This is a genomic window from Leifsonia psychrotolerans (genome assembly GCF_013410665.1).
GTDB lineage: Bacteria > Actinomycetota > Actinomycetes > Actinomycetales > Microbacteriaceae > Cryobacterium > Cryobacterium psychrotolerans_A.
This window is the reverse complement of record NZ_JACCFM010000001.1, coordinates 1,185,256-1,196,690: the sequence shown is the minus strand read 5'-3', so window position 1 is coordinate 1,196,690 and position 11,435 is coordinate 1,185,256. Positions and strand designations below refer to the sequence as shown.

Genomic DNA, 11,435 nt, shown 5'->3' with positions numbered 1-11,435 from the left:
GACAGATTGGAAGACTGAATGACGACGGCTCGCACTGTTCTTGTTACCGGCGGCAACCGAGGTATCGGTTTCGCCATCGCCGAGGAGTTTCTGGCTCAGGGTCACCGGGTAGCCGTGACCGCACGAAGCGGAAACGGCCCCGAGGGCAGCTTGACGGTGCGCGCAGACGTCACCGACGCAGCATCGATCGACGCGGCGTTCACCGAGATCGAGGCTGCCTATGGACCGGTCGAGGTTGTCGTCGCCAATGCCGGAGTCACCAAAGACATGTTGCTCATGCGCATGTCAGACGAGGATTTCACGTCGGTGATCGACACCAACCTCAGCGGCGCTTTCCGCGTTGTGAAGCGCTCCTCGAAGGGCATGCTGAAAGCGCGTTTTGGGCGCATCATTCTGATCTCAAGCGTGGTCGGGCTGTATGGCTCCGCCGGTCAGGTCAACTACTCCGCGTCGAAGAGCGGACTGGTGGGGCTTGCCCGCTCCGTTACCCGCGAGCTGGGCGCCCGCGGGATCACCGCGAACGTCGTCGCCCCCGGTTTCATCGAAACCGATATGACAGCCGAGCTTCCCGAAGCCCAGCAGATCGAATACAAACGCAACATCCCGGCCGGGCGCTTCGCCACAGCCACCGAGGTTGCCCGGGTAGTCACGTGGCTCGCGAGCGACGACGCCGGCTATATCTCCGGAGCCGTCATCCCCGTCGATGGTGGACTCGGGATGGGCCATTAGGCCTCGACTGAGCTCCTGAGCGTCTAACCGCGGAGCCCGAGCAGCGGGAGGACCGCCGAGAGGTCGGCCACGTCAATGACGAGGTCGGCCTCTTCTTTCACCCGCGGTTTCGCATTGAACGCGACGGAGAGCCCTGCCACAGCCATCATTTTGAGATCATTGGCACCATCGCCGATTGCGATGGTGCGGCTGATCGCGATGTCTTCGCGCGCTGCCCAGTCGAGCAGGGCCTCGGCCTTCGCCGCGGCATCGATGATTGGCCCCCGCAGTCGACCGGTGAGGTGGCCGTCGACGACCTCGAGGCGGTTGGCACGCCAGTGGTCGAGGCCGAGTGACGCGGCAAGCGGGTCGAGCAGTTCATGGAAGCCGCCGGAAACCACGGCGACGGCACTCCCGTGCGCGTGCACCCCGGCAATCAACTCGTGAACGCCGGGAGTCGGGCGGATGAGGCGCCCCACCTCGTCAAACACGCTCGTCGGCAGGCCGGCCAGGGTCGTCACGCGAGCTCTCAAACTTTCGGCGAAGTCGAGTTCGCCGCGCATGGCACGCTCCGTCACGTCGGCGACGAGGTCGCGCGACCCGGCTGCATCCGCCAGGAGTTCGATCACCTCGTCTTCGATCAGTGTCGAATCTGCATCCAGAACAATCAAAAAACGAGTTGAAACAGTCACGGTTGAACGTGCACTCCCTTGCCTACGACGGTAATTCCTGAATCGGTCACGCTAAATCCGCGAGCCAGATCGCGACCCCGGTCCATCCCGATGCTCGCGCCTACTTCAACGACGACATCCTTATCGAGGATGGCACGGTTCACTCGGGCGCCCGAGTGAATCTGAACCCGGTCGAAAACAATGGAATCGACCACTCGGGCACCAGAATCCACCGCTGTCCACGGACCGAGCACACTGCGCTCGACATGAGCGCCGGAGATGACGCAACCGAGTGAGACGATCGAATCGATCGTAGTGCCCAGGGCGCCGGCCCCATCGCGCACAAACTTCGCCGGGGGAGAGTTGAGCTGTTGGCTGAAGATCGGCCAGCCCTGGTTATAGAGGTTGAACACCGGCAACGCAGAGATGAGATCCTGGTGGGCTTCAAAGAACGAATCGATGGTTCCCACGTCGCGCCAGTAGTACCGGTCGCGGTCGGTTGAGCCGGGTACCTCATTGCGTTTGAGATCGTAGACGCCGGCCTCACCGCGCGAGACGAAGTCGGGAATGATGTCGCCGCCCATGTCGTGACTGGAATCCGGCCGATCGCCGTCACGACGCACCGCGTCGATGAGGGCGTCGGCGTTGAAAATATAGTTGCCCATCGAGGCGAATACCTCATGGGGTGCATCGGCCAAGCCCACCGCGTCGGTGGGCTTCTCCGTGAACTCGCTGATGCGGTCGGGGCTGGCCGCGTCGACGGCGATCACGCCGAATTGGTCAGCGAGTTGAATCGGCTGACGGATCGCAGCGACGGTGGCCATCGCTCCGGACGCGATGTGGGCATCGAGCATCTGGCTGAAGTCCATGCGGTAGACGTGATCGGCGCCGACCACCACGACGTAGTCAGGTTTTTCGTCGTGGATCAGGTTGAGGCTTTGCAGGATGGCGTCGGCCGAACCGCTAAACCAGCGTTTGCCCAGGCGCTGTTGGGCCGGAACCGAGGCAATGTACGAGTTGAACAGCCCGCCCGAAACGTGCCAGGTCTGGGAGACGTGCCGGTCGAGGCTGTGCGATTTGTACTGCGTCAGGACGACCAGTTGGGTGAGGCCGGAATTGATCAGGTTGGACAGCGCAAAATCGATCAACCGATAGTGACCACCGAACGGTACTGCCGGTTTCGCGCGGTCTTCAGTCAATGGCATTAATCGCTTGCCTTCGCCACCGGCGAGAACGATTCCAAAGATCTTCGTGGCCTTCATGACTACACAGTAGGGCCTTTGGTTGTCCGATGGGGTGAATGTGAACGTGTGGGACGGTGCAGCCTGCGCTAGCTTTGCTGCATGCGAGTGGATCTGCTGACGAAGGAATACCCGCCCGAGGTGTATGGGGGCGCTGGCGTGCATGTCGCCGAGCTGGTGCGAGCTCTGCGCGCCGATCTCGATGTCGTTGTTCGGTGTTTCGGTGCCCCACGGCACGACCCCGACACATATGCCTACCCGGTGCCGATCGAGTTGACGGATGCGAACGCGACGCTCTCGACGCTGGGCGTCGATCTGCAGATGGCTCACGACGTCGTCGGGGCTGATCTCGTCCATTCCCACACGTGGTACGCCAACGGGGCCGGCCATATTGCCAAGTTATTGCATGGCATCCCGCACGTCGTCACCGCACACAGCCTGGAACCACTGCGGCCGTGGAAGGCGGAACAACTCGGCGGCGGTTATCGGGTGTCGAGCTGGATTGAGAAGACCGCGTTCGAGGCAGCAGACGCCGTGATCGCGGTGAGCGACGGCATGCGACGTGACATTGTGCGCAGCTATCCGGCACTCGACGAGTCGCGAGTGCACGTCGTCTACAACGGGATCGACCTCGAGCGTTGGAAACCGGTCGTGGCTGACGACTGTGTGCGCACCCTCGGCATCGATCCCGACCGTCCCTCCGTTGTTTTCGTTGGACGGATCACCCGACAGAAGGGGCTCCCGTATTTGCTGCGGGCCGCGGCACTGCTGCCCGACGACGTGCAACTGGTGTTATGTGCCGGGGCACCGGACACCCCCGACATCCTCGCGGAGGTCACCGCCGGAGTGCGAGCCTTGCAGGAGCAACGTTCCGGCGTGGTCTGGATCGATCGTTTACTTCCGCAACATGAACTCGCTGCGGTGCTCACCGCGGGCACGGTGTTCGTCTGCCCATCGATCTATGAGCCGCTGGGAATCGTGAACCTCGAGGCGATGGCGTGCGCGCTGCCCGTTGTGGGCACGGCGACGGGCGGCATTCCGGAGGTCGTGTCCGACGGCGTCACCGGCCGGTTGGTGCCGATCGAACAGCGCCAGGACGGAACGGGTACCCCGATAAACCCCGAATTGTTCGTCGCCGACCTGGGCCGGGTGCTGAATGAGGTGCTTGCCGACCCGGCGGCAGCTGCCGAGATGGGGCGTGCCGGGCGATTGCGGGCGGAACGCGAGTTCGGCTGGGGGCAAATCGCCACACGCACCAGGGAGATCTACGCGGGTCTACTCTGACCGGGCGCCGAGGGTTCGGGGTGGGCTGCGGCGCCAGATAACATGGGTCTATGGTCAACGTTCTTCAATTCACCGACGTATCCGTCGTCCGGGGTGGCAACACCATCCTCGACCAAGTGAGCTGGAGTGTCGACGACAATCAGCGCTGGGTGATTCTGGGGCCCAACGGTGCCGGGAAGACCACTACGCTGCAGATCGCCGCAGCGATTGCATACCCGACGACCGGTCAGGCCGAGGTGCTCGAAGAGCCGCTGGGATCCAGTGATGTGTTCGAACTGCGGCCACGCATTGGCTTCGCGTCGACCGCAATGGCGCGCAAGATTCCCGGCGCCGAGAAGGTTATTGACGTCGTGATGACCGCCGCCTACTCGGTCACCGGACGCTGGAACGAAGAGTACGACGAGATTGACGAGCGACGCGCGCAGCGGGTGCTCACCGAATGGCGTCTCGACCACCTCGCCGACCGTAAGTTCGGCACGCTCAGCGACGGCGAGCAGAAGCGTGTGCAGATCGCCCGTGCCGTCATGACCGACCCCGAGATTTTGCTTCTCGATGAGCCGGCAGCAAGCCTTGACCTCGGTGCCCGCGAAGAGCTCCTTCAGCTTCTCGGTGGCTATGCCAGTGAAGCAAGCTCGCCCGCAATCATAATGGTCACGCACCACGTCGAGGAGATTCCGCGTGGCTTTACCCACGTGCTGCTGCTCGCCGGCGGTCGCATCGTCGCGGCCGGTCCGCTGGCTGAGGCGCTCTCGACGGAGTCACTGACCGAAACTTTCGGACTCAACATCGAACTCACCGAAAACGACGGGCGTTACACGGCTCGCGCCGTCTAGAGTTGACTAGATCCACTGCCCGAGTAGATCGCTGCGTGACTGGTCGCAGTTGACCTGACTGGCAGACGCCGATGAAGGTTTCTGCTAAACTTGGTAGCTGGCCCCTGGGCCACTCAGTTTTATCGCCATATTCGGCTTCGTATCACCCGATCATCGCGCAGTACTTACGTAGTTTCATCGCGCTCCACCTCGAATAGCAACAAGGAAGTCTTCATGAAGTCTGACATTCACCCCACGTACGCTCCCGTGGTTTTCCGCGACCTGGCGTCGGGTGCGACGTTCCTGACCCGTTCGACGGTCTCCAGCTCGAAGACGATCGAGTGGGAAGACGGCACCACGTACCCGGTCATCGACGTGGAAATCTCCTCGGAGTCGCACCCGTTCTACACCGGTAAGCAGCGCATCATGGACTCCGCTGGACGCGTTGAGAAGTTCAACACGCGTTACAAGGGCTTCGGCGCGTAACACGTCTTTACAGAAGAAGGCGATCGGCTTCGGCCGATCGCCTTCTTCTGTTGTATCGGGCCAAGGGCTTCTCGGCGACGCTGTCGGGCGCGCGAGCTAGCGCTCTGGCCAGCCGCCGTCTGCCACGAAGCTCGGGTCACGCTCGCGTCGCATATAGGACTGGAAGCTCTCGGCCTGTTCGCGGCTCCAGCTCACTTGGAGCTCGTGGAGTTCGGCGGCGGTGGTCGGCAGCTTGCCGCCGTGTACGCGGGCGATGGCCTGGGCGACGTGTCCGGCGGCGATCGCGTCGGCGCCCGAGTCGTGGGCTGCGTCAAGAACAACCTCGTAGAAGGCGCTTGCCGCTTCGAGCGTGCGCTTCCCTTTGCGGTAGCGGTCGACCGCCTTGTCGATCACCAGTGGGTCGATCACCGGAGTGGGGGAGTCGAGCGGTGCAACTGCATGGCGCCGCGCCTCGCGATTGAGCAAAGTGAAATCGTACGGTGCGTTGTAGGCCACAACGGGAATGCCCTGTTCGAGTGCCCGGCGCAGCGCTGAGACGATCTCGGCGACGGAGGACGCGGCATCGGCCCCGTGGGTGACGGCATGCTCAGTGGTGATTTTGTGCACGGCAGTCGCCTGCATCGGAATTTCAACACCCGGGTTGACGAGCCAATCTGTGCGCTCGGTCACAACTCCGGCAGCGTCAAGAATCGCCACCGTGGCAGAAACAATGCGGCTGGTCTCTACGTCGATTCCCGTTGTCTCAAGGTCGAATACGGCGAGGGTGTCACTCCAATTACTCATGGTCACAGCCTATGGGCGACCACCGACAGCGCCGGCGAGCCACTCCCGTCGGAGCGGCAGATTCACCGGCAGTCCTCTGCGCTCACCCGCAGTGCAGCCAATAAAAGCTCTGGGCTCCCAGCGTGAGCGTGAGGCCGCCGTCGTCGCCAAAGCTCGGGAAGACTGCGCCGCCGAAGATGTCGTAGAGGCGGCTACCGGCGAGTGTTGGATCGTCGATGCGGAACGCGACGGGGTTGTGGGCAAAACTGAACACGCAGAGGACGGTCTCGGGCTGATCACCGTGTTGCGTGCCGGAGCCGGCATATTCGCGAGTGAACGCAAGGACTGACTCATGGTTCGTGGTCAGCACACGGATCTCGCCCAACCCGAATGTCGGATGGGCCTTGCGCACGTGCACGACATTGCGCACCCAGTGCAGCAGCGACCCGGATTGGGCGAGTTGCGCTTCCACATTGGTTTGAGTGTAGTGATACACCAACGATTGGACGACGGGAAGAAAGAGCTTGCCCGGGTCTGCGTCGCTGAACCCGGCGTTGCGGTCCGGCGTCCATTGCATCGGGGTGCGCGAGCTGTCACGGTCAGGCAGCCAGATGTTGTCGCCCATCCCGATTTCATCGCCATAGTAAAGAAACGGGCTTCCCGGAAGGGCAAACAGCAACGCGTGGGCAAGTTCAAGTTCGGCCCGTGAATTGTCGAGCAGCGGCGCAAGTCGGCGACGGATGCCGACGTTGGCGCGCATCCGGGGATCGTAGGCGTACCAGCCGTACATGGCCTGGCGATATTCTTCACTCACCATCTCGAGCGTGAGTTCGTCGTGGTTGCGTAGAAAGACACCCCAGCCCGCACCCTCCGGGATGTCGGTGGTCTCCGAGAGAACCCGCACCAACTCAGCTGCCTGTTGCGAGCGTAGCGAGTAGAAGATACGCGGCATGACCGGAAAATCAAACGCCATGTGGCACTCCGGCTCGTCATCCGACCCGAAGAATGCCGCGACCTCGCGTGGCCACTGGTTCGCCTCGGCAATCATGATGCGTCCCGGGTAATCACGATCGACCATGGCACGCAGCTTCCTCAGGAACTCGTGCGTGGGAGGCTCGCCCTCTCCGTTGCCCTCCTCGGACTCGAACAAGTAGGGGATCGCATCGAGTCGGAACCCGTCAACGCCGAGGTCGAGCCAGAATCGGACGATGTCGAAGATTGCCTCGTGTACGGCCGGATTGTCGAAGTTCAGGTCGGGTTGGTGGGAGAAGAATCGGTGAAAATAGAACTGTCGACGCACAGAATCGAATGCCCAGTTGGATTCCTCGGTGTCGGTGAAGATGATGCGGATGTTCGGGTATTTGTCGTCGGTGTCATTCCAGACATAGAAGTCGCCGTAGGGGCCGTCGGGATCTTCACGCGATTGTTGGAACCAGTCGTGCTGATCAGAGGTGTGATTCATCGGGAGGTCGATGATGATGCGCATATTACGTTCGTGCGCTTTGGTGACGAGGTCTTTGAACTCATCGAGGGTGCCGAATTCGGGCAGGATCGAGTTGTAGTCGGAGACGTCATACCCGCCGTCCCGGAGCGGCGAACGGAAAAACGGGGGAATCCATAGCGCGTCGACGCCCAACCACTGCAGATAGTCCAACTTCGAGACCAGCCCGGCAAGATCGCCCGACCCATCCGCGTTGCTGTCCACGAATGAGCGCACCATCACCTCATAGAACACCGCACGCCTGTACCAACGCGGGTCAAGCGTGAGGCCGGGCAGCTGGATGGGGGCGGTGAAACTCACGTCATAACCTTTCGGCCCAGGGGGAATGGGCGGGTGACTCTAAGACGAGTCTAGATTCAGATGCACGATGTGTGCAGCATGCGTGCAGAAGATGCCCAGTCTCGCCAGTGTGACCCCCGGTATCGGCGGGTGCATTCGCCCAGCCGAGCCCATCTAAACTGAGGATGATGACCGTTCCCTCGCCGTATGCTGATCTGCTCGCCCGGATCCCCCTGCATGAGCACGCCGTGACGGTGCTCGGCAGCACCACCCGGTATTGGGAATATGGGGACTCGGCCGCGCCCACCACCATCGTGATGGTGCACGGTTTTCGCGGCGACCACCACGGGCTGGAGCCCGTCGTCGCCCAGCTGTCAGGCGTACGCATCCTCTCTCCTGACCTTCCCGGCTTTGGCGGATCGGAGCCGCTTCGTCAAGCCGCTCACGATATCGACGGCTACGCCCGGTGGCTGAGCGAGTTCGTGCGCCAGGTGGCGCCGAGCGGGCGTTTTGTTCTTCTCGGCCATTCATTCGGCTCGATCGTCGTGTCGGCGGCTGTGGCGGGCGGTCTGCACCCGGATGACGTGGTGCTGGTCAACCCGATTGCCGCCCCGGCGCTGTCGGGGCCGCGCGGGATCCTCACCCGTCTGGCCGTCTTCTACTACTGGGCCGGCGCGACGCTCCCCGAGCGCCTCGGGTTCGCACTGCTGCGCAACCGCCTCATCGTGAGGGTAACCAGTCTGGCAATGGTGAAGACGTCGGATCCAGCGCTGCGGCGTTGGATTCATGACCAGCACGACACGTACTTCTCGGCGTTTTCTGACCGCCGAGTGGTGCTCGAGGCCTTCCAGGCATCGGTATCGAACGACGTCAGCGAGTTTGCCGCGGCCATCACGCCACGCACGCTCCTGATCGCGGCCGACCGAGACGACATCACTCCGATTTCCGCGCAGTACACCCTGCAGAAGCTGTTCCCGGATGCCTCGCTGCAGGTGATCGAGAACGTCGGGCACCTGATCCATTACGAAATGCCCGCCGCCGCCGCGCGGCACCTGCAGAACTTCTTGGCCGAGGAGAAGACCCCGTGAAAATCGTGTTCGACTGCCGATACACCCGCTTCGACCGTCACGACGGCATCAGCCGGTACACTGCGGGCGTCGTCACCGAGCTGGCCGCGCTGCATCCCGTCACCATGCTGATCAGCGATCACCGTCAGCTCGACCTGCTGCCCACCCTGCCCTGGCAGCTGGTGAGCGCGCCAACGAGCATCCGTGAACCCTTCGTCGCTCGCACGGTCAACCGGCTCAATCCCGATGTGGTCTTCAGCCCCATGCAGACAATGGGTTCGTGGGGCCGCAAATACAAACTGATCCTCACCGTTCACGACCTGATCTATTACCGCAACCGCACCCCTCCGCGCGATCTGGCGGCCCCGATTCGCCTGCTCTGGCGGCTCTACCATCTGGCCTGGTGGCCGCAACGCATGCTGTTGAACCGAGCGGATGCCGTGGTCACGGTCTCAGAGACGACAAAGTCACTGATTGCACAGCATGAACTCACCACCCGCCCGGTGGTGGTGGTGCACAACGCGGCGGATGCCGTGGCGGCTGTTCCCGGGCGACGCGACGCGCCCGAGAAGGCCTCACTGGTCTACATGGGCTCGTTCATGCCCTATAAGAATGTCGAGACTCTGGTGCGCGCCGTGGCTGGCCTACCCGGCTACGAACTGCATCTGATGAGCCGGGTGAGCGATGCTGAACGAGCGCGACTCAGCGCGCTCGCGCCACAGGCAGAACTGATTTTTCACAACGGTGCGTCGGACGAAGAATACGTCGCGACGCTGCGGTCCGCGACGGCCCTGGTGACCGCCTCGCTCGACGAAGGGTTCGGAATTCCGTTGGTCGAGGCCATGGGCCTCGGAATCCCGGTGATCGTCAGTGACATCCCGATCTTCACCGAGATTGGCGGGGATGCTGCGCTCTTCTTCGATCCGACGCTGCCCGACTCGCTCATCGACGCTGTGCAGGAGCTGATGAGACCGGGGGTGTGGGCTGCACGCTCACAGCTCTCGATCGCTCGGGCTCAGAAGTTCACCTGGCGAGCGTCGGCCACGACGCTGTTCAGCCTGTTGAAAGAGACAGTCCGCGGGTCGTGATTGGTGTTCAGCGCGGATGGGGGACGATGTCGTCGATGTGACGCACCGTGGCATCGAAATGCGTGAGTATCAGCTCGTCGTCGGCCCAGACGAAGTCGTGCACCGAGCCATTCGCGATCAGTTCGTCGTGCCGCGGACGTTCGCCCTGTGTGACGTGACGGAGGAGTGTTCCGATCACGCCACCGTGGCTGACGACGAGCACCGATCTGCCCGGATGCTCTGCAGCGATACGCCTGAACGCGGGTAGCACCCGGTCGAGCACGTCTTGCCGGCTTTCGAGGCCGGGCACGGCGACGCCATCCGGAAAGCGCGCCTGTCGTTCGGTGAAGGTGAGCCCCTCGATCTCGCCGTGATGACGTTCGGTGAGGGCAGGAACTGCGTTCGGTCCGGGCAGACCGAGTTCGCCTGCGATGATCCGTGCTGTCTCGTCGGCGCGCGACAGGGGGCTCGACACGATCAGATCCCAGGCGCGCGCCCGCAAGCGCGCGCCAGTCTCTGCCGCCTCGGCCCGGCCGGTTGAGTTGAGCGGGATGTCGGTGCTTCCTTGAATTCTTTTGTGCAGATTCCAGTCGGTCTGGCCGTGGCGCACGATGGAGAATCGTGTCATGGTGCGGGCCTCAGCATTTCTCTCGGGTGTCAATGTAGCCAGTGCTCCGGTGATGAGCCGACAAGTCGCCGGGCTAACCCGGACAGCGATTGTGACGCACCGGCATCCAGTTTAACCAGCGCACGGGCGTCGCCCTTCGTCGCGCCGCGATTGATCACGATGATGGGAAGGGCGCGCCGACGGGCCTGCTCGAGCAGACGGATGCCCGAGTTCACTGCGAGTGAGGACCCCGCCACGATCAGGGCGTCGGCAGCCTCGATGAGCGCGGAGGCCTCGCCGAACCGCTCCGTCGGAACGAACTCGCCGAAGAAGACCACGTCGGGCTTCAGCAGGCCACCGCACACCGAGCACGCCGGAATCTGAAAGCCGTCGATGTCGCTGACCTGTGCGTCGCCGTCGGGGGCCAGAGCGACGGCATCGGGGCTCAGCAGCACCGGGTTGAGTGTGGCCATCCTGTCGGCGATGCTTGCGCGGGCGTAGGTCTGACCGCAGTCGAGACAGAGCACGCGGTCGACGGCGCCGTGCAATTCGACGACACGCGTGGTGCCCGCTCGTTTATGCAAGCCGTCCACGTTCTGGGTGATGACGCCGCTGATCAAGCCCGCCCGCTCCAACGCGACGAGTGAGCGATGTCCCAGGTTGGGCTCGGCCGCGTTGAAGCGTTGCCAGCCGATGTGGCTTCCAGCCCAGTACCGTTTGCGAGCGTGTTCCGAGCCGAGAAAAGCCTGGAACGTCATGGGGGTGCGTTGTGGCGCACCAGCACCGCGATAGTCGGGGATTCCGGAGTCGGTGCTGAGGCCGGCACCGGTCAGCACCGCCGTGTGACGGCTGGCCAAAATATCGGCAATATCGTCAAGAATGGCCTCGACGGCGGGTTCGATGGCCGGTTCAATGCTGGGTTCGAGAGCGTCAGCCCGGTTCACGATCAT

12 protein-coding genes are annotated in these 11,435 nt (G+C 62.9%); 6 read left to right on the top strand and 6 right to left on the bottom strand.

Annotation, left to right across the window (positions count from 1 at the left end; translation table 11 throughout):
• Positions 1–18 precede the first annotated feature (18 nt).
• Positions 19–729 carry a 3-oxoacyl-ACP reductase FabG gene (gene fabG, locus HNR05_RS05605; RefSeq protein ID WP_179578126.1) on the top strand — a complete coding sequence of 237 codons (711 nt, stop codon included), beginning with the start codon at positions 19–21 and terminating at the stop codon, positions 727–729.
• A 23-nt stretch (positions 730–752) separates the two neighbouring features.
• Here the strand turns inward: fabG and serB are convergent, their stop codons facing one another.
• Together serB and HNR05_RS05595 are read right to left on the bottom strand one after the other, a co-directional pair.
• Positions 753–1,400 (bottom strand): phosphoserine phosphatase SerB, encoded by a 648-nt coding sequence (gene serB / locus HNR05_RS05600; RefSeq protein WP_179578125.1) that lies wholly within the window; start codon positions 1,398–1,400, stop codon positions 753–755.
• Complete coding sequence (locus HNR05_RS05595; RefSeq protein WP_179578124.1) at positions 1,397–2,641, bottom strand: glucose-1-phosphate adenylyltransferase; 1,245 nt, start codon at positions 2,639–2,641, stop codon at positions 1,397–1,399. Before HNR05_RS05595 ends, serB begins: the two co-directional genes overlap by 4 nt.
• Positions 2,642–2,722: 81 nt before the next feature.
• On the opposite strand from HNR05_RS05595, the gene glgA reads away from it, so the two are divergent.
• From glgA to HNR05_RS05580, 3 genes are all read left to right on the top strand, one after another.
• Positions 2,723–3,904 (top strand): glycogen synthase, encoded by a 1,182-nt coding sequence (gene glgA / locus HNR05_RS05590; RefSeq protein ID WP_179578123.1) that lies wholly within the window; start codon positions 2,723–2,725, stop codon positions 3,902–3,904.
• 50 nt (positions 3,905–3,954) lie between these two features.
• Positions 3,955–4,737, top strand: coding sequence for an ABC transporter ATP-binding protein (locus HNR05_RS05585; RefSeq protein ID WP_179578122.1), 783 nt, complete (start codon positions 3,955–3,957; stop codon positions 4,735–4,737).
• 213 nt (positions 4,738–4,950) lie between these two features.
• Positions 4,951–5,202: a type B 50S ribosomal protein L31 gene (locus HNR05_RS05580; RefSeq protein WP_179578121.1), complete on the top strand. Its 252-nt coding sequence runs from the start codon at positions 4,951–4,953 to the stop codon at positions 5,200–5,202.
• 96 nt (positions 5,203–5,298) lie between these two features.
• Here HNR05_RS05580 and HNR05_RS05575 read toward each other — a convergent pair whose 3' ends face one another.
• Positions 5,299–5,985 (bottom strand): 3'-5' exonuclease, encoded by a 687-nt coding sequence (locus HNR05_RS05575; RefSeq protein ID WP_179578120.1) that lies wholly within the window; start codon positions 5,983–5,985, stop codon positions 5,299–5,301.
• A gap of 82 nt (positions 5,986–6,067) precedes the next feature.
• On the bottom strand, positions 6,068–7,765 hold the full coding sequence (gene treS / locus HNR05_RS05570; protein ID WP_179578119.1) for a maltose alpha-D-glucosyltransferase: 1,698 nt from the start codon (positions 7,763–7,765) through the stop codon (positions 6,068–6,070).
• Positions 7,766–7,932: 167 nt separating this feature from the next.
• Here treS and HNR05_RS05565 point away from each other — a divergent pair, with 167 nt between their 5' ends.
• On the top strand, positions 7,933–8,832 hold the full coding sequence (locus tag HNR05_RS05565; protein WP_179580606.1) for an alpha/beta fold hydrolase: 900 nt from the start codon (positions 7,933–7,935) through the stop codon (positions 8,830–8,832).
• Positions 8,829–9,899, top strand: coding sequence for a glycosyltransferase (locus tag HNR05_RS05560; RefSeq protein WP_179578118.1), 1,071 nt, complete (start codon positions 8,829–8,831; stop codon positions 9,897–9,899). The genes HNR05_RS05565 and HNR05_RS05560 overlap by 4 nt, the downstream gene beginning before the upstream one ends.
• A 7-nt stretch (positions 9,900–9,906) precedes the next feature.
• Here the strand turns inward: HNR05_RS05560 and HNR05_RS05555 are convergent, their stop codons facing one another.
• Complete coding sequence (locus HNR05_RS05555) at positions 9,907–10,506, bottom strand: histidine phosphatase family protein (RefSeq protein ID WP_179578117.1); 600 nt, start codon at positions 10,504–10,506, stop codon at positions 9,907–9,909.
• Between the two features lie 29 nt (positions 10,507–10,535).
• Positions 10,536–11,435, bottom strand: a complete 900-nt coding sequence (locus tag HNR05_RS05550) for an NAD-dependent protein deacetylase (protein ID WP_179578116.1) — start codon at positions 11,433–11,435, stop codon at positions 10,536–10,538.